The following is a 16,815-nucleotide window of genomic DNA, read 5'->3' as shown; positions in this document are numbered from 1 at the left end:
GAAGACGAGTGCAAACAGCCCCGATCCCTCGAAACAAAAGTTGATATCAATATGATGTCACGATGGTAGAGAGACGCATCTCTGGCGTCAACAAATGTTGCACATTGTGTCCATTCAGATACAGGCTGCAGAGCAGACGCACGATGCATCCGCCCATTTGCTGAGAGCAGACGGGATCCGGAAGTGATACGCAGGAGGATGCGCTAGACAGAGGAAGATCATTCGCTTTGTGGCAGGCAAAAAAAATCCGGAAATCCTCACTTGCGTGGGCTTTCCGGATTTTCTTCTACAACAAATATGGTGGGTCGTGTGGGATTCGAACCTACGACCAATTGGTTAAAAGCCAACTGCTCTACCAACTGAGCTAACGACCCGCTGTGTGGTGGCGCGTATAATACTGATTTCTAACGGGAATTCAACACCTTAAATGAAAAAAATCAAAAATAACGCGTTGGGTCGCTGATTCCGGCTGCTGCGAAGCCTTCAGCACGCAGGCGGCAGCTGTCACATTTCCCACATGCAAAGCCGTTAGCATCCGCCTGATAGCAGGATACGGTCAGCGAATAGTCGACTCCCAGCTTGATCCCGGCCTGGACGATATCGGCCTTGCTCAGGTTCTGCAGCGGGGCCCGGATACGGAAACCATCGCCCTCGACGCCAGCCTTGGTCGCCAGGTTGGCCAGGGTTTCGAAGGCCGCGACGAACTCGGGACGGCAATCCGGGTAACCGGAGTAATCCACCGCGTTCACACCGATAAAGATGTCGCGTGCGCCCAGCACTTCCGCCCAGCCCAGCGCCAGGGACAGGAACACGGTGTTGCGGGCCGGCACGTAGGTCACCGGAATGCCCTCGCCCGGCGTCTCGGGCACATCGATGGAGCTGTCGGTCAGGGCCGAACCACCGATACCGTTGAGGTTCAGGCCGATGACCTTGTGCTCGATCACGCCCTGGTCCCGTGCCACCCGCTCGGCGGCCTGCAACTCGGCGCGGTGACGCTGGCCGTAGTCGAAACTCATGGTGTAGCAGCTGTAGCCCTCGGCGCGCGCCATGGCCACCACGGTCGCCGAATCAAGGCCGCCGGACAGCAGGATTACCGCTTTCTTTTCAGTGCTTGCTTGCATGGTCATATCAACGTCCCGGTTCATCATTCCAAAGATATTTGTGCAACTGCATCTGCAAGCGCACGGGAAGATTGTCCGCCACGATCCAGTCCGCCAGTTCACGCGCCGGCAAATCGTGATGGCTCGGCGAGAACAACACTTCGCCGGCCCGCTTCTCCAGACCGTACTGGATCAGCTTGGACACCGACCAGTCGTAGTCTTCACGGGAACAGATGACGAACTTGACCTGATCATTGGCGGTCAGCAACTCGATATTCTCGTAGCGGTTGCGATGCGCCTCCCTGGAGCCCGGTGTCTTCAGGTCGACCACGCGGCTGACGCGCGTATCCACCGTCGAGATATCCAGCGAGCCACTGGTTTCCAGGGAAACCTCATAGCCGGCGTCACAGAGCCGCTTGAGCAGGGGAATGGCGTTGGGCTGGGCCAGCGGCTCACCGCCTGTCACGCAGACATAGCGTGGCCGGTAGCCAGCAACCTGGTCGAGGATGCTGTCCAGCGACATCAACGTGCCGCCGCTGAAAGCGTAGGCGCTGTCGCAGTACTGGCAGCGCAGGGGGCAGCCCGTCAGGCGCACGAATACCGTGGGCAGCCCAGCAGTCCGCGTTTCACCCTGTAATGAGTAAAAAACTTCGGTAATTCTCAATGTGTCTTGCATATCCGCCACGGGCGTAACAGCTAAACAGGCTGTCCGCCTCCGTCAGGCACCGCAATGAACCTGCGATCGCATAGTCCAGAGCAGCGTGTTTCATAAAAAAGGGCATCAATTCTAACGAAAAAACCCGCGACAAGCGCGGGTTTCTTGATTCGAGCCTTCAGCACATCACATGCGCTGCAGGTCCCGTTGAGCCAGCTGGGCAGCCGATGTCCCCGGATACTGGGAAACCACCTGCTGCAGAATGCCCTTGACCTTGTCGGTATGACCCAGGCGACGCTCTACGTCAGCCAGCTTGTACAGCGAGTCAGGCACCTTGGCATGCTTGGGATACAACTGGCTGACCTTGGCAAACGCCTGGCCGGCACCTTGCAGGTCACCCTTGGCCAGGTTCACTTCACCCAGCCAGTATTGCGCGTTGCCCGCGTACTGGCTGTTCGGGTATTTGCGCAGGAAAGCGCTGAACGCCTGGCTGGCCTTGTCGAAATCCTTGGCCTTGATCAGGTCGAAGGCGGCGTCGTAGTACAGCTTTTCCTTCGCTGGATCGCCTGGTTCGCTGCTGGCCGCAGGGGCCTGAGCAGCAGGTGCAGCACCGGCGGCGGCATTGACATCGCCACCGCTGGAAGAATTATCAGGAGCCGCAGCCGCCGGAGCGCCGCCACTGCCTATGCGCCGGTCAAGATCCTGGTATCGCTCCAGGTTTTCCTGCTTCATGCGCGCTACATCATTTTGCAGAACTTCGATTACGCCCTGTTGCTGCGCAAGTTGTTCCTGCATGCGTTGCAATTGGTTGAACAGTTCGCCCTGTGCCGAGACAGGGGCCGAAACCCCTCCCCCGGCATAGGCGCCGTTCGTACCGTAACCCGCTGGAGGATAACTCCCACCGCCATTGTTATAGCCGGAGTTGTCATCGACCACAGGAACCGCAGCCCACACCGCAAGCGGCATGAGGCTGAGAGCCAATACAGTTACAGCACGACGGCACGTTCGCATGACGAATTACTTACGCAGTTCGACGCGACGGTTTTGAGCCCAGGACTGTTCGTCGTGGCCAGTAGCAACTGGACGCTCTTTACCGTAGGAAACCAGTTCCAGCTGAGCTGGGGAAACACCTTGCAGTACCAGGTAGCGCTGAACGGCTTTCGCACGACGCTCGCCCAGTGCCATGTTGTACTCACGAGTACCACGTTCGTCGGTGTTGCCTTCCAGAACGACGCGAGCGCCGTTGGCTTTCAGGTCCTTGGCGTGAACGTCCAGAGCGCGCATGGCTTCTGGCTTCAGGTCCGAGCTGTCGTATTCGAAGTAGAAGGTGGTGATTGCGCGCAGAGCAGCTTCTTCGCTCAGGGAGCCATCAACAGCACCAGTGTTAGCGCCGTAACCAGCGTTTGGATCAACAGCGCCTTGACCGGCGTTGTCGCCGCCTTTGGACGAGCAACCTACAGCTACAGCCATGGCCAGAGCCAGCGCAGCAAATTTACCAAACTTCAGCATTTCCATCGTGAAACTCCTAATGAACCCCAGTGTGTTAAGTAAAACGTATAGCGCCGCGTCAGTTCAGGTAAGGGGACCAGGAAGGTTCTCTGACTTCGCCTTGTGCGGTAGGAAGCGGGAGCCTTACGCGTCCGTTGATGGACACGAGCATCAAGACTCCCCGGCCCTGCTGGGCGGTGGCGTAGATTACCATGGTGCCGTTGGGCGCGACAGTAGCTGACTCATCAAGGTTGGTGTCTGTAAGGATTTTTACGCTACCGCGCTGCAAATCCTGAGCCGCCACGCGGAAATTGGTGAAGCCATCCTGACGATGGATCATCACCAGCGTTTTTTCATCGGCCGACAGTTTCGGGTTGGCGTTGTAGTTACCGATGAAGGTCACACGCTCGGCACCACCGCCATTGACGTTGGTCTTGTAGATCTGTGGCTTGCCGCCGCGGTCGGAGGTGAAGTAGATGGTCGAGCCATCCTTGCCCCAGAACGGCTCGGTGTTGATGCCGGGACCGCTGGTCACGCGACTGATCTGACGCGAGGCCAGGTTCATCACGTAGATATCCGGGTTACCGTCCTTGGACAGCACGAACGCCAGGCGCGTGCCATCCGGCGACCAGGCTGGCGCACCGTTCAGGCCTTCGAAGTTGGTGATCTGCTCACGACGACCGGTGTCGATGTGCTGGACGAAGATCCGCGGACGCTTCTGCTCGAACGAGACATAGGCGATACGCTTGCCGTCCGGCGCAAAACGCGGCGAAAGGATCGGCTCGCGCGATTGCAGCAGGGTCACCGCACGCGCTCCGTCGTAGTCAGAACGCTGCAGGGTGTAGCGGGTGTTGTTCACCGAGAAGCGTTCGGCCGTCACGTACAGCATGCGGGTGGAGAACGCACCCTTGATGCCGGTGAGTTTTTCGAACGACTGGTCGGCGATGTAGTGCGACATGTCCCGCAGTTGCTCGGCCGTGCCCGACACGCTGCCGGTCAGCACTTGCTGCTCGGTGGCGACGTTGAACAGCGCGTACTGCACCTGCAGGCGACCGCCCGCAGGAACAATGCTGCCGACCATGATGTACTGGGCGCCCAGGGCCTTCCAGTCACGGTAGATGACTTCGCTGGCCTGGGTCGGCAGGCTGATCATGTTCTGCTTCGGGATCGGCGAGTAGTAACCGGAGTTACGCAGGTCGTCGCCGATAATCTGGGCCATGTCGTCCGGCAGGACGCTGCCGCCCTGCCAACCGAACGGAACCACCGCGATCGGCGTGGCCCGGTCACTGCCACTGGTGACCAGAATGTTCTTTTCATCTGCTACCGCCATCCCTGCCAGGCAGCAGATCACGACAAGCATTCCTCGAAGAAGGTTTCTCACAAGGCTAGATCCTCAGGTGTGAATGTCATCTTGAATGAACGATAAGGAGCGAAGTCGCTCGGTTTCATTCCCTGCATTTCTGTCAAACGACCAATATTCTTGACCGCCGCTACCGCCGATGCGTCAAACGGACCGTCACCACTGGACTTGGCCACCGAGACCGTAGTCACGGTACCGTCCGGCAACATGCCGATCTGCAGCACCACCGTCATCCCTTTACGTGCCGAAGGCGGACGAGCCCAACCTTCCGCGGCACGGGAGCGAATCAGATCGTCGAAACTGCCCGCGGTTTCATCGCCCTGCTCATCCGCCAGGGCCTGCTGACGCTGCGGCGTATCGGAAAGCAAATCGGCCAGGGCTTGCGCCTTCTTCTCTTCGGCGGATTTACGCGCGGCGTCCTGCGACTTTTTCTTCGCCGCATCGGCTGCTGCTTTCTTCTTCGCGTCTTCGGCGACTTTCTTCTTCGCCTCTTCAGCTTCAGCTTTCTTCTTGGCGTCTTCCGCGGCTTTCTTCTTCGCGTCTTCGACTATCTTTTTCTTCGCTTCGTCAGCGGCCTTTTTCTTGGCCTCTTCTTCAGCGGCCTGCTTGGCTTCTTCTTCGGCTTTCTTCTTGGCTATATCAGCCAATTGTTTCTCTTCAGCCTTTTTCGCTTCGGCAGCCTTCTTCGCGTCGTCGGCTTTCTTGGCTTCGTCAGCCTTCTTCGCCTCATCCGCTTTCTTGGCTTCGTCAGCCTTTTTCGCTTCTTCGGCCTTTTGAGCCGCCTCTTCTTTCTTTTGTTCCGCTGCCTTTATCGCTTCCTGCTCGACCTTCTTCTGTTCCATCTGCTCGACTTCGGTCTGGCGCGCGGCGGATTTCTTCGCCTCACCCGCAATCTTCTGATTGGTCTGGGTGGTTGCCTGACTTTTCGATTTCAGCTGGTACAGGGTCGCCTGGACGATCGGCTTGGCCGGCGGCAGTTCCGGAGTCATGGCGAAGCTGGCGAACAGCATGCCAAAAATCAGGACGTGCAGACCTATCGCCCAGACGCTGGGCCAGAAGTAGCTTTCCGAGGCGGACGGCTCTCGCTGTTGGTGCATCAGGGCGCCTCGGTAATCAAGCCAACATTACCGACCCCAGCTTTCTGCAGACCGCCCATGGCACCCATGACGGCGCCGTAGTCAACGGTCTTGTCGCCACGAATGAAGACCTGGGTATGCTTGCCGCCTTCGTTGCCGGCGCGAATGATCTTGGTCACGGCGTCGGTCATCTGCGGCAAGGTCATGGCCTTGTCCTGCTGCTTTTCGGTGTCGACTTCACTGCCAAGGTTCCAGTAGTAGGTCTTGTCAGCCTTGATCGAAATGGTCAGGACCTGGGTGTTGTTGTCCTGCGGCAAGGCTTCGCTGGAAACCTTGGGCAGATCGACTTTCACACCCTGGTTGAGCATCGGTGCGGTAACCATGAAGATAACCAGCAATACCAACATCACGTCGATGTATGGCACCACGTTCATCTCGGCAACCGGCTTGCGTTTGTGGCGAACTCGGGCCATGGGGATTTACCTGCTCACTCTTCGCTGGTGTGCACTTTACGGTGCAGGATCGCCTGGAACTCGTCGGCGAAGGTGTAGTAACGGCTGATCAGCGTTTCACCGCGGGCGGCGAAGCGGTTGTAGGCGATAACCGCCGGGATCGCCGCGAACAGGCCGATCGCCGTGGCCACCAGGGCCTCGGAGATACCCGGAGCCACGGTGGCGAGGGTCGCCTGCTGGGCAGTCGCCAGGCCACGGAAGGAGTTCATGATCCCCCAGACGGTGCCGAACAGGCCGATATACGGGCTGACGGAACCCACGGTCGCGAGGAACGGCAGGCTCTGCTCGAGCTTTTCTTCTTCACGGGAAATGGCGACGCGCATGGCACGGGACACACCTTCCATGACCGCTTCCGGATCGACACCCGGTTGCTGGCGCAGGCGGGAGAACTCCTTGAAGCCGGCGCGGAAGATCTGCTCGACACCCGAATCCGGATCCGGGTTGCTGCCGGCCTGACGGTACAGCTTGGACAGGTCGATACCCGACCAGAAGCGCTCCTCGAAGCTCTCCAGGGCGCGACGACCGGCGCGCAGCAGGTTGCTACGCTGGAAAATCATGATCCACGAGGTGACTGAGGCAGCCACCAGGATCAGCATGACCAATTGCACCACGATGCTGGCATTGCTGACCAAGCTCCACATGGAGGAATGGTCGACGACGTTAGCTTCCACGCTTTATCTCCTGCTCTAAGTGAGTACCCGCGCCGCTTGAGTCGGCAAAGGCCGACCGCAAGGCTTCTGGAATGGCCCGGGGTTTCAAACTGTCGGCGCGTACACACGCCACCAGAAACTGCCCTTCGCAGAGCAGCGTTAAATCCGTTGCCCGCCGAACCTGCTGCTTGAAACGCAGGCTCGCACGGTTCAATTCAATGACATCCGCGCTGATCAACAGCTCGTCGTCCAGTCGCGCCGGCACGTGGTAACGCGCTTCGCTGGAATGCACGACGAACAACAGGTTCTCCCCCACCAGCTCGGATTGGGCAAAGCCCAGTTCCCTCAGCCGCTCGGTTCGAGCCCGCTCCATGAACTTAAGGTAATTAACGTAATACACGATGCCGCCGGCATCGGTGTCCTCGTAATAAACGCGACAGCGATGTGCGAACGACTGAACCCCGTTTTGCGCGCGCATACTCTAGTGCTTACTCCTCAGGTTGCCAATCCGGCCAGGCAACTGTTTTTCATACTTTTGCATGAAGATTCGTGACACGTGCCCTTCGGACAACGCAAACACCGAATAAATCAGCCCCTGTCCCGTCTTTACTCATCCAGCGCATCCAGAAACTCGTCTGCCACGGGCATTTCACCCAGGCGCGAGGGAATGTTCAAACCGAAGTGCAGGTACGCATGCCGGGTGACCACGCGACCACGGGGGGTGCGCATGATGTAGCCCTGCTGGATCAGGTAGGGCTCCAGCACATCCTCGATCGTGTGCCGCTCCTCGCTGATCGCCGCCGCCAGGCTGTCCACGCCCACCGGGCCACCGTCGAACTTCTCGATCATGGTCAGCAACAGGCGCCGATCCTGATGATCGAAACCGTGTTCGTCGACATCCAGCAGGTTCAACGCCAGGTCCGCGACCGCCTTGGTGATATGCCCCTTGGCCCGCACCTCGGCGAAATCACGGACCCGCCGCAGCAGCCGGTTGGCAATCCGCGGCGTACCGCGGGCACGCCGGGCGATCTCGAAGGCACCGTCGGGATCCAGCGGCAACCCGAGGATCCCCGCCGAACGACTGACGATGGTCGCCAGATCCGCGGTGCTATAGAACTCAAGACGCTGCACGATACCGAAGCGGTCACGCAACGGGTTGGTCAACATCCCCGCACGGGTGGTCGCGCCGACCAGGGTGAACGGCGGCAGATCCAGCTTGATCGAGCGCGCGGCCGGGCCCTCGCCGATCATGATGTCGAGCTGGAAGTCTTCCATGGCCGGATACAACACCTCCTCGACGATAGGCGACAGGCGGTGGATTTCGTCGATGAACAGCACATCATGGGGCTCGAGGTTGGTCAGCAGCGCCGCCAGGTCCCCCGCCCGTTCGAGCACCGGTCCGGAAGTGCTCTTGATCGACACGCCCATTTCCTGGGCAATGATATTGGCCAGGGTGGTCTTGCCCAACCCCGGCGGCCCGAAGATCAGGGTGTGGTCGAGGGATTCGTTACGACCGCGGGCGGCCTGGATAAACAGCTCCATCTGCTCCTTGACCGTGGGCTGACCGATGTACTCGGCCAGGCTCAACGGACGAATCGCCCGGTCCTGGACCTCCTCGCGGTCACGCCCGCTGGAAGCGGCTATCAAACGATCGGCTTCAATCACTTAAATCATTCCCTTCAGGGCGCGACGAATCATATCTTCGCTGCTCAAGCCTTTCTCTTTGATGGCAGACACGGCCTTGCTGGCTTCCTGTGGCTTGTAGCCCAGGGAAATCAGCGCGCTGACCGCATCGGTCTCGGCGCTGGCGACCGGCACCGGCGGCGCACCGTCCGGTTGGTTCGGTACCAGGGCAAACATGCTCGGCACGGTCTCCCAGGCCTTGAAGCGGTCCTTGAGCTCGACCAGCAGGCGCTCGGCGGTCTTCTTGCCCACCCCCGGCACCTTCACCAACGCCGAGGTGTCCTGGGCCGACACACAGCGCACCAGCTCATCGACCTCCAGGCTGGACATCAACGCCAGTGCCAGCTTGGGCCCGACACCATTGAGGCGGATCAGCTCGCGAAAGAAGTCGCGCTCACGCTTGCCGACAAAGCCATAGAGTAACTGGGCATCCTCACGCACGACCAAATGGGTGTGCAGCGTCAGCGGTTCGCCGACCGACGGCAGGCGATAGAGCGTGGTCATCGGGACCTCCAGCTCATAGCCGAGGCCATTCACATCCAGGATAAGGTGCGGTGGCTGTTTTTCAGCCAGGGTGCCGCGCAAGCGTCCAATCACGTATCAGATCCTTGTTTCCGGCCAGGCCGGGGGCTGATGAACAGAACGATAGACCTGCCATCATCCGGCAAGACACTCTATCGGCAAGCAAAATTGTTTAAGCTGATGATGCTATCAGAGACGCAGGCGACCGCCACGGGTCCGTGCCGCCCCCAATCCATGGGGCAACAGGCTCGAACGCGTGTGCGCATGGCACAAGGCGATCGCCAGGGCGTCCGAGGCGTCAACCTGTGGCTTGCTGGTCAATTTGAGCAGGTGCATCACCATCATCATCACCTGTTCCTTGTTGGCGCCGCCCGTACCGGCCACCGCCTGCTTGACCTGGGTCGCCGTGTACTCGGCAATCTCCAGGTTCTCCTCGGCACCGGCGACAATCGCCGCGCCGCGCGCCTGGCCGAGCTTGAGCGCCGAATCGGCGTTCTTCGCCATGAACACCTTTTCGATGCCCATGGTCACCGGGCCATAGGTCTGGATCACCTCGCGCACGCTGCGGTAGACCACCTGCAAGCGCTCGTGCAGCTCGCCGCTGCCGGTGCGGATGCAGCCCGAGGCCACATAGACACAGCCACGCCCGGTGTCGCGGACCACACCGTAACCGGTAATCCGCGAACCCGGGTCGATACCAAGAATAAGAGTCATAACGCCTGCGGTTTGATCGAGAAAGCCTGCCAATGACGCGCAGTATCTACTGTATATGCATGCAGGTCGATAGAGTGCTGCCCAGAGGACACCCGCCCCTCCCCGCGGCAACCGGAGAATGCCCCTGCCACGCAGGGGCATGTGTCGCTCAGCCGAGCTGTTCCAGCACGGCCTCGGGAATCTCCGCGTTGGAATACACGTTTTGCACGTCATCCAGGTCTTCGAGCATATCGATCATCTTCAGGACCTTTTCCGCGCCCTCGAGATCGAGTTCGGCACTGGTGGTCGGCAGCATGACGATTTCCGCGTCACCAGCCTTGAACCCGGCCGCCTCCAGGGCGTTGCGCACCGCGTAGAAGCCGGCAAACGAGGTGAAGACATCAATGGAGCCGTCTTCGTTGGTCACCACGTCATCGGCATCGGCCTCCATCGCGGCTTCCATCAGGGCATCCTCGTCGACGCCCGGGGCAAAGGAGATCTGCCCCTTGCGTTCGAACAGATAGGCCACGGAGCCATCGGTGCCGAGGTTGCCGCCACACTTGCTGAAAGCATGACGCACGGCGGCGGCGGTGCGGTTGCGGTTATCGGTCATGCATTCGACCATGACCGCCACACCGCCCGGACCATAGCCTTCATAGCTCAGCTCGACCATGTCGTCGGTGTCGGCGGCACCGGCACCACGGGCGACGGCACGATCGATGATGTCACGACTCATGTTCGCGCCCAGGGCCTTGTCCAGGGCCAGGCGCAGACGTGGGTTGGAGCCCGGCTCAGCACCACCCTGGCGGGCAGCAACGGTCAGCTCGCGAATCCACTTGGTGAAGATCTTGCCCTTCTTGGCATCCTGACGTTCTTTGCGGTGCTTGATGTTCGCCCACTTGGAATGACCCGCCATAACTCGCTCCGGTGCTCTTTGAAAGATTGCCTTGAAACATTGCCCGCCACGCAGTCGGCGCCGGCCGGCAAACAGAATTTTCGACCTGTATAAAAGAAAGGGCGCATCCGAGGATGCGCCCGCCAGGACCGGGTTACTCGGCCTTGGGTGTTTCGCGCAGGCGGATATGCAGCTCGCGCAGTGCCTTGGCGTCCACCAGGCCCGGTGCCTGGGTCATGACACAGGCCGCGCTCTGGGTTTTCGGGAAGGCGATCACTTCGCGGATCGACTGGGCACCGGTCATCAGCATCACCAGGCGGTCGAGACCGAAGGCCAGGCCACCGTGGGGTGGAGCACCGTACTTCAGTGCATCGAGCAGGAAGCCGAACTTCTCTTCCTGTTCCGCTTCGCTGATACCCAGCAGGCGGAATACCGCCTGTTGCATTTCCTTGCGATGGATACGGATCGAACCGCCACCCAGCTCGGTGCCGTTCAGGACCATGTCGTAGGCGCGGGACAGCGCGGTGGCCGGGTTGGCCTCCAACTCTTCCGGCGAGCACTTCGGCGCGGTGAACGGGTGATGCAGGGCGGTGAAGCTGCCGTCTTCGTTCTCTTCGAACATCGGGAAGTCGACGACCCACATCGGCGCCCACTGGCTGGTCAGCAACTCGAGGTCATGACCGACCTTGATCCGCAGCGCGCCCAGGGCCTCGCTGACGATCTTGGACTTGTCGGCACCGAAGAACACGATATCGCCATCGACCGCACCGACGCGATCGAGGATCACGTTGAGGTTGGCCTCGGGGATGTTCTTGACGATCGGCGATTGCAGGCCTTCCACGCCCTTGGCGCGCTCGTTGACCTTGATGTACGCCAGGCCCTTGGCACCGTAGATGCCGACGAACTTGGTGTAGTCGTCGATCTTGCTGCGCGGCATGCTCGCCGCACCCGGCACGCGCAAGGCTGCCACACGGCATTTCGGGTCGTTGGCCGGACCGCTGAACACCTTGAATTCGACATCCTTGAGCTGGTCGGCAACGTCCACCAGTTCCAGCGGGATACGCAGGTCCGGCTTGTCGGAGCCGTAGCGACGCATGGCCTCGTCCCAGGTCATGTGCGGGAATTCGCCGAATTCCAGATCCAGCACTTCCTTGAACAGGTTGCGGATCATGCCTTCGGTCAGCCCCATGATGTCTTTTTCATCGAGGAAACTGGTCTCGATGTCGATCTGGGTGAATTCCGGCTGGCGGTCGGCACGCAGGTCTTCGTCGCGGAAGCACTTGGCGATCTGGTAGTAACGGTCGAAACCGGCCACCATCAGCAGTTGCTTGAACAGCTGTGGCGACTGTGGCAGGGCGAAGAAACTGCCGGGGTGGGTACGACTCGGTACCAGGTAGTCGCGGGCGCCTTCCGGAGTCGCACGGGTCAGGATCGGCGTCTCGACGTCGAGGAATCCGTTTTCGTCCAGGTAACGACGAATGCTGGTGGTCATGCGCGAACGCAGGCGCAGCTTCTCGGCCATTTCCGGGCGACGCAGGTCGATAAAGCGATAGCGCAGGCGGGTTTCCTCGCCGACATCGGAGTACTCGTTGAGCGGGAACGGCGGGGTTTCCGCTTCGTTCAGCACTTCCAGCTCGTAGCCCAGCACTTCGATTGCACCGGAAGCCATGTTGGCGTTGCCGGCACCGGCCGGACGCAGGCGCACCTTGCCGGTGATCTTCACCACGTATTCACTGCGCACGCGATCGGCGGCGGCAAAGGTGTCGGCGCGATCCGGATCGAAGACCACCTGGGCCAGACCTTCGCGGTCACGGATATCGAGGAAAATCACCCCGCCATGGTCGCGACGACGGTGGACCCATCCGCAAAGGGTGACTTCCTGGCCTTCCAGGCTCTCGTTCAGTTGGCCGCAATAATGGCTGCGCATCATGGTCGTGGTTTCACTTCTCGTAATTCGAATTCGGTGGAGGTCTTGCGTACTGTAGTGCCTGTAGCGCGCAAGAGCCCGCTCGTGTGACTCATTTTCAGTCGGCTTTGTCGCCACCGGCCAGGTTTTTCTTGGCACCGGTCTTGAAATCGGTTTCGTACCAACCGCTGCCGCTGAGGCGGAAGCCGGGCATCGAAAGCATCTTTTTCAATTCTGGCGCCTGGCAGGCAGGGCAATCGACCAGAGGGGCGGCGCTGATTTTCTGAATGGCTTCCAACTGATGACCACAGGAAGCGCATTGGTAGTCGTACATGGGCATGGGGCGTCTCGACAATCAGATAACGACATCACTGCTGCCCGAGCCCAGAGTCGGGCCATGCAGCAAAGAGCGGGATTATATCTGTTAAATCGAGGCTTTGCAGCCGTATGACCGGCCATCCCGCTCAGCGTATCCAGCGACCGCCGACAGGCGCCGCCTTTCAGGACCTTCGACGACCGACAGTCCGACCGGGGGCGCCGCTCCCCCGCCATCACGCCGAACGGTGCAAACCACCCAGGGTCAGGAGGTGCACCATGCACACGACACGAATCAAGCCACTGAAGTTCTTCACCCCCCCATAGCGCAGATGAACCTCCATATCGACGTTGGACAGCAGCGCATTAACCGTGCACTGGTTGATACCGGCCATATCGGCCAGTACTTTCCAGTACACCTCCTCCAGGCGCAGACAGGTTGCAAATCCATTCAGGCGCACCGACCGCGAAACCGGCTTTGCCAATCCGATATCAAACTCCAGCAACATGGGATCCGTCCTGGTTTTACGAAACAAACCAGCCTCCCCCCCACACTGACTTAACTGAACCATCTTCCTCGCACTCCGTCGCCACATGTCCTTGAATAAGGACATTCCTGGAAAATCTCTCTCACATAAAACATTAAGTAAAAGTTCTTATCCAGCGGACCGAACCATGACAACTGTAGGATGATGCGACGAGAAAATGCAGAACCACGATATTGCGCGGCAGGAACGAAACAGCAGGCCCGGCAATCGCACGAATGAAGCCCCGTGGGCCTCATCCGCGCCCCTGCCTCAGCCCTCCAGCAGCGCCCGCAGCATCCAGGCGGTTTTCTCATGCACCTGCATACGCTGGGTCAACAGGTCGGCGGTCGGCTCATCGCTGACTTTATCCAGCAGCGGAAATATGCCACGCGCCGTACGGGTAACGGCCTCCTGCCCCTGCACCAGCTGCTTGATCATTTCCTCGGCACTCGGCACACCTTCTTCTTCCTTGATCGAAGACAACCGTGCATAAGTTGAATAAGTACCCGGCGCCGGAAATCCCAGTGCCCTGATTCGCTCCGCAATCAGATCCACCGCCAGGGCCAGTTCATTGTATTGTTCTTCAAACATCAAGTGCAGGGTCCGAAACATCGGGCCGCTGACATTCCAGTGGAAGTTGTGGGTCTTCAGATAAAGTACATAGGTATCCGACAACAGACGGGAAAGCCCCTCGACAATGGACTTGCGATCCGCTTCGCTGATACCGATATCAATAGCCATATGCATCCCCTTGATGTGATTGAGATCACCCTTGAAGGTGTAGGACCACTCTAGCAAGAGTCCGCACGGCATGCAGCCCGCACGCCACGATCCACCTGCGACAAATCCGCCACACCTGCCAGCCCGACACCTGCGAAAGCGAAGGAAAAAACCGGGCTCGCCGGCCTTTACCTTGAAACATCTCGGATCAACGGCCTGCAAACGTCTAGATCAGGCCTCTCCCCGCCCCTTGGGCAATCACGACCGGCATTCACCCGCAATGCCACTGATAGTCGGCCAAGCCACTGATTTGAGAAGGTTCGGGCTTTGCTGTTAAATAGAGTCTGTGTCGTCGCAACCCCATTTTCTGGGCGCGGCGCATAGGCTGATTGGCGCGCGTGCTCACCGCCTCACCTTTTTTCAGAAGCGAACCGGGTGCCTTCAGCTCTTCCTTGCGATCTATCTTGAGTGAGTTAATCAAAATGTTGAAAATCGTCCATCTGCTAACGGGCGCCGTCGCCCTGCTGCTGTCCTTTATACCCAGCCTGCGATCCGAAGCCCTGCCCTACCTGCAACAACCCGATGCGCTTTACCTGGCATTCTTCGGCTTGCTCAACCTCATCCTCGCTCCGGTCATTCCCTACTGGAACAAGGGTCCACGTCACCAATTGCAAAACCTTGTCAGCGCCTTGCTGATCCTCGCGGTTGTCCTGCAAATCCTGGTACTGCTCGCCCCCCTGCCGATGGTCGCAGGTCAACCCGCCGTACTGCTGAGCCTGGCAGCCGCGGTGATAGCCGTGCTTCTGCACCTGGTCGTGAGTTTCTACAGGTCCTCGCCCGCCGCGGCTTCCCACAACTACGACATGACCAACCGCGATACCGGCACCGTGAAGTGGTTCAATACCTCCAAGGGTTTCGGCTTTATCTCGCGGGACTCCGGTGACGATATTTTCGTGCACTTCCGCGCCATTCGTGGCGAAGGCCACCGCGTCCTGGTCGAAGGCCAGCGCGTGGAGTTCTCGGTGATGAACCGCGACAAGGGCCTGCAGGCTGAAGATGTGATCGCCGCCTCGCCGCGTCGCTGATTCCCGCCTGAAAAAAAACCGCGACGCCATTTGACGGCTCGCGGTTTTTTTACGCCTGCTGGCTGCGCTCCCCCCCTCAATAGTGTGGCGGCGGGGCCTCCTCTTCGGAAGACTCGAACTGCCCCATCATTTCTTCATGACGTTTGAGCAGGGCCGCCATCTGCAGTTGCAGACGTTCCACCACTCGCTGCTGTACCACCAGCACATCGTTCAGCGACTGGATGGTGTCATCCTGAAAGGCCAGACGGGTCTCCAGTTCCGTCACGCGCTCCTCGAGGCTCATGATTGCGCCTGCACATAGGAGAAACCCTCGGCCAGGGCCACGCCCAACTGCTGGCGAATCACACTGACCTGCGCATCACTGTAGGGCTGTGCCGGATGCTTGCCCCAGACCGGGGCTGGCCAGGCGGCGTCACTCTGCCGACGAACGATGACATGCATATGCAGTTGGCTGACCACATTGCCCAGCGCCGCGACATTCATCTTGTCCGCCTCGAAAGTATCCTTGAGCACCCGCGCCAGCTCGGTGGTTTCACGCCACAACTGTTCCTGGTCCGCCGCCTCCAGTTGAAACAGCTCACTGATGTCCGCGCGCCGGGGCACAAGAATGAACCAGGGATAATTCGAATCATTGGATAACAGCAGACGACACAACGGAAAGTCGCCCATCGGCAAAGTGTCTTGTTGAAGACGCGAATCGAGAACGAACACCGTAAACACTCCTGCTTGACTGATTTTCCTGCCAGGGCGACGACTCGACTGCGCCCGGCCACATGCGATGAGGATACCCGCCTTCGGCCTCCAGTTCACTGCAAGCCGGCCGGAGAGCGGCAAACGGACGATCATCTTCTCTCCGCGCCAAAATGAAACACCTGGAAACGCTACGCACCATTTCGGGCACAGAACGACCCTTTCTCATTCAGAAAGACGTAAAAAAACCTTTCTTATAATCAAAACGTCATCTTTTCCTGAAAACCTTCCCTGACCTGCAATGCCGACTCGACCTGAGCCGATCGCCAGAAAGCACGAACGGAAACGACTGACTGTACGAACAGAAACAGCCTACAGTCACTTTTGCACCAAAACTGCACAGAGCGACTACTATCGGTGCATGTTCTACCCGCCGATTAACCCATTGGCGGTGTGGACCGGTAACGTTTTCAGCTTTCTGCACGTAATCAATGGATTAGCAGCACAAGGAAAAGTGATACGTCAAGCACCATGAGAAACCGGCTTCGCCCCTGCTCTCATGAGGGTTTCAGCGCGACGGGACGGTCAGGAAAATATTTTCTGGTTTTTTTTGAACTTTGTGCATGCTTGTTGCATTACCCCTTGCATAGTCGCTACAGAGGGCCTGATCGGACGCTGAAGCTCCCGCGACACGGTAACAACGCAAGACGGTGCGACCATGGACAGTTAAATGCTTGAACATGGGGCTTTCTTATCTATGCTCAGGCGTTCGACAACAGCGCTGAAGTTGTACAGCCGATACGAAAAGGCTGTGAATTTGCGACATGGACCGAGCTTTTTGCGACACGCTCGTAAAGAAGCCGCAAGGATAGGTGAGCAAGTATCGCCAATAATGTCAGCGTGATATAAGTTTGCGCCGACACAAAAAGAAAGAGCCG

The 16,815-nt window shown here is 59.1% G+C and carries 20 protein-coding genes and 1 tRNA gene; 1 reads left to right on the top strand and 20 read right to left on the bottom strand.

The features are described from left to right. Positions 1-298 precede the first annotated feature (298 nt). The 18 genes from ACL9RJ_RS26675 to ACL9RJ_RS26590 form a co-directional block, all read right to left on the bottom strand. Positions 299-374, bottom strand: a tRNA-Lys gene (locus ACL9RJ_RS26675). 63 nt (positions 375-437) lie between these two features. After that, on the bottom strand, positions 438-1,127 hold the full coding sequence (gene queC, locus ACL9RJ_RS26670; RefSeq protein WP_422765833.1) for a 7-cyano-7-deazaguanine synthase QueC: 690 nt from the start codon (positions 1,125-1,127) through the stop codon (positions 438-440). Position 1,128: 1 nt separating this feature from the next. Then, on the bottom strand, positions 1,129-1,776 hold the full coding sequence (gene queE / locus ACL9RJ_RS26665) for a 7-carboxy-7-deazaguanine synthase QueE (protein ID WP_212809999.1): 648 nt from the start codon (positions 1,774-1,776) through the stop codon (positions 1,129-1,131). 165 nt (positions 1,777-1,941) lie between these two features. Then, the gene (gene ybgF, locus ACL9RJ_RS26660; RefSeq protein ID WP_178991267.1) at positions 1,942-2,766 is read right to left on the bottom strand and encodes a tol-pal system protein YbgF; all 825 of its coding nucleotides are present in this window, start codon (positions 2,764-2,766) and stop codon (positions 1,942-1,944) included. A gap of 6 nt (positions 2,767-2,772) precedes the next feature. After that, positions 2,773-3,270: a peptidoglycan-associated lipoprotein Pal gene (pal, locus tag ACL9RJ_RS26655; protein WP_083875268.1), complete on the bottom strand. Its 498-nt coding sequence runs from the start codon at positions 3,268-3,270 to the stop codon at positions 2,773-2,775. 52 nt (positions 3,271-3,322) lie between these two features. Further along, positions 3,323-4,573 (bottom strand): Tol-Pal system beta propeller repeat protein TolB, encoded by a 1,251-nt coding sequence (tolB, locus tag ACL9RJ_RS26650; protein ID WP_370590988.1) that lies wholly within the window; start codon positions 4,571-4,573, stop codon positions 3,323-3,325. A 47-nt stretch (positions 4,574-4,620) separates the two neighbouring features. Then, the gene (gene tolA / locus ACL9RJ_RS26645; protein WP_017124281.1) at positions 4,621-5,700 is read right to left on the bottom strand and encodes a cell envelope integrity protein TolA; all 1,080 of its coding nucleotides are present in this window, start codon (positions 5,698-5,700) and stop codon (positions 4,621-4,623) included. Next, the gene (tolR, locus tag ACL9RJ_RS26640; protein WP_017124282.1) at positions 5,700-6,152 is read right to left on the bottom strand and encodes a protein TolR; all 453 of its coding nucleotides are present in this window, start codon (positions 6,150-6,152) and stop codon (positions 5,700-5,702) included. Before tolR ends, tolA begins: the two co-directional genes overlap by 1 nt. Before the next feature lie 14 nt (positions 6,153-6,166). Further along, positions 6,167-6,862: a protein TolQ gene (tolQ, locus tag ACL9RJ_RS26635; RefSeq protein ID WP_103033137.1), complete on the bottom strand. Its 696-nt coding sequence runs from the start codon at positions 6,860-6,862 to the stop codon at positions 6,167-6,169. Next, entirely contained in the window at positions 6,852-7,319 is a 468-nt protein-coding gene (ybgC, locus tag ACL9RJ_RS26630) for a tol-pal system-associated acyl-CoA thioesterase (protein WP_017124283.1), read from the bottom strand. The genes tolQ and ybgC overlap by 11 nt, the downstream gene beginning before the upstream one ends. 128 nt (positions 7,320-7,447) lie before the next feature. Continuing rightward, the gene (ruvB, locus tag ACL9RJ_RS26625; protein ID WP_017124284.1) at positions 7,448-8,506 is read right to left on the bottom strand and encodes a Holliday junction branch migration DNA helicase RuvB; all 1,059 of its coding nucleotides are present in this window, start codon (positions 8,504-8,506) and stop codon (positions 7,448-7,450) included. Further along, the gene (ruvA, locus tag ACL9RJ_RS26620; protein WP_017124285.1) at positions 8,507-9,121 is read right to left on the bottom strand and encodes a Holliday junction branch migration protein RuvA; all 615 of its coding nucleotides are present in this window, start codon (positions 9,119-9,121) and stop codon (positions 8,507-8,509) included. Positions 9,122-9,235: 114 nt separating this feature from the next. Further along, positions 9,236-9,760 carry a crossover junction endodeoxyribonuclease RuvC gene (gene ruvC, locus ACL9RJ_RS26615; protein ID WP_177088222.1) on the bottom strand — a complete coding sequence of 175 codons (525 nt, stop codon included), beginning with the start codon at positions 9,758-9,760 and terminating at the stop codon, positions 9,236-9,238. A 148-nt stretch (positions 9,761-9,908) separates the two neighbouring features. Then, a complete protein-coding gene (locus ACL9RJ_RS26610) occupies positions 9,909-10,655 on the bottom strand; it encodes a YebC/PmpR family DNA-binding transcriptional regulator (protein ID WP_017124287.1) in 747 nt (248 codons plus the stop codon). A 133-nt stretch (positions 10,656-10,788) separates the two neighbouring features. Then, positions 10,789-12,564 carry an aspartate--tRNA ligase gene (gene aspS, locus ACL9RJ_RS26605; RefSeq protein WP_177088220.1) on the bottom strand — a complete coding sequence of 592 codons (1,776 nt, stop codon included), beginning with the start codon at positions 12,562-12,564 and terminating at the stop codon, positions 10,789-10,791. A gap of 94 nt (positions 12,565-12,658) precedes the next feature. Then, on the bottom strand, positions 12,659-12,880 hold the full coding sequence (locus ACL9RJ_RS26600; RefSeq protein WP_003193872.1) for an FmdB family zinc ribbon protein: 222 nt from the start codon (positions 12,878-12,880) through the stop codon (positions 12,659-12,661). 211 nt (positions 12,881-13,091) lie between these two features. After that, positions 13,092-13,427, bottom strand: a complete 336-nt coding sequence (locus ACL9RJ_RS26595) for a ribbon-helix-helix domain-containing protein (protein WP_042934596.1) — start codon at positions 13,425-13,427, stop codon at positions 13,092-13,094. Between the two features lie 225 nt (positions 13,428-13,652). Then, the gene (locus tag ACL9RJ_RS26590; RefSeq protein ID WP_017124291.1) at positions 13,653-14,123 is read right to left on the bottom strand and encodes a Dps family protein; all 471 of its coding nucleotides are present in this window, start codon (positions 14,121-14,123) and stop codon (positions 13,653-13,655) included. A gap of 461 nt (positions 14,124-14,584) precedes the next feature. Here ACL9RJ_RS26590 and ACL9RJ_RS26585 point away from each other — a divergent pair, with 461 nt between their 5' ends. Continuing rightward, positions 14,585-15,187, top strand: a complete 603-nt coding sequence (locus ACL9RJ_RS26585) for a cold-shock protein (protein ID WP_017124292.1) — start codon at positions 14,585-14,587, stop codon at positions 15,185-15,187. Positions 15,188-15,263: 76 nt separating this feature from the next. On the opposite strand, the gene ACL9RJ_RS26580 is transcribed toward ACL9RJ_RS26585, so the two are convergent. Further along, positions 15,264-15,470 carry a SlyX family protein gene (locus ACL9RJ_RS26580; protein ID WP_017124293.1) on the bottom strand — a complete coding sequence of 69 codons (207 nt, stop codon included), beginning with the start codon at positions 15,468-15,470 and terminating at the stop codon, positions 15,264-15,266. Next, a complete protein-coding gene (locus tag ACL9RJ_RS26575) occupies positions 15,467-15,898 on the bottom strand; it encodes an HIT family protein (RefSeq protein ID WP_177130809.1) in 432 nt (143 codons plus the stop codon). Before ACL9RJ_RS26575 ends, ACL9RJ_RS26580 begins: the two co-directional genes overlap by 4 nt. Positions 15,899-16,815: the final 917 nt, after the last annotated feature.

It is taken from the genome of Pseudomonas sp. Mn2068, from assembly GCF_049319725.1.
GTDB classification, from domain to species: domain Bacteria; phylum Pseudomonadota; class Gammaproteobacteria; order Pseudomonadales; family Pseudomonadaceae; genus Aquipseudomonas; species Aquipseudomonas gingeri.
Note: the sequence above shows the minus strand (reverse complement) of the source record. Positions and strands in the feature narration are given on the sequence as shown.

Coding starts and splice junctions, on each gene's coding strand:
- queC (WP_422765833.1), bottom strand. CDS start 1,127: ATGACCATGCAAGCAAGCACTGAAAAGAAAGCGGTAATCCTGCTGTCC.
- queE (WP_212809999.1), bottom strand. CDS start 1,776: ATGCAAGACACATTGAGAATTACCGAAGTTTTTTACTCATTACAGGGT.
- ybgF (WP_178991267.1), bottom strand. CDS start 2,766: ATGCGAACGTGCCGTCGTGCTGTAACTGTATTGGCTCTCAGCCTCATG.
- pal (WP_083875268.1), bottom strand. CDS start 3,270: ATGGAAATGCTGAAGTTTGGTAAATTTGCTGCGCTGGCTCTGGCCATG.
- tolB (WP_370590988.1), bottom strand. CDS start 4,573: ATGGCGGTAGCAGATGAAAAGAACATTCTGGTCACCAGTGGCAGTGAC.
- tolA (WP_017124281.1), bottom strand. CDS start 5,700: ATGCACCAACAGCGAGAGCCGTCCGCCTCGGAAAGCTACTTCTGGCCC.
- tolR (WP_017124282.1), bottom strand. CDS start 6,152: ATGGCCCGAGTTCGCCACAAACGCAAGCCGGTTGCCGAGATGAACGTG.
- ybgC (WP_017124283.1), bottom strand. CDS start 7,319: ATGCGCGCGCAAAACGGGGTTCAGTCGTTCGCACATCGCTGTCGCGTT.
- ruvC (WP_177088222.1), bottom strand. CDS start 9,760: ATGACTCTTATTCTTGGTATCGACCCGGGTTCGCGGATTACCGGTTAC.
- ACL9RJ_RS26610 (WP_017124287.1), bottom strand. CDS start 10,655: ATGGCGGGTCATTCCAAGTGGGCGAACATCAAGCACCGCAAAGAACGT.
- aspS (WP_177088220.1), bottom strand. CDS start 12,564: ATGATGCGCAGCCATTATTGCGGCCAACTGAACGAGAGCCTGGAAGGC.
- ACL9RJ_RS26600 (WP_003193872.1), bottom strand. CDS start 12,880: ATGCCCATGTACGACTACCAATGCGCTTCCTGTGGTCATCAGTTGGAA.
- ACL9RJ_RS26595 (WP_042934596.1), bottom strand. CDS start 13,427: ATGGTTCAGTTAAGTCAGTGTGGGGGGGAGGCTGGTTTGTTTCGTAAA.
- ACL9RJ_RS26590 (WP_017124291.1), bottom strand. CDS start 14,123: ATGGCTATTGATATCGGTATCAGCGAAGCGGATCGCAAGTCCATTGTC.
- ACL9RJ_RS26585 (WP_017124292.1), top strand. CDS start 14,585: ATGTTGAAAATCGTCCATCTGCTAACGGGCGCCGTCGCCCTGCTGCTG.
- ACL9RJ_RS26580 (WP_017124293.1), bottom strand. CDS start 15,470: ATGAGCCTCGAGGAGCGCGTGACGGAACTGGAGACCCGTCTGGCCTTT.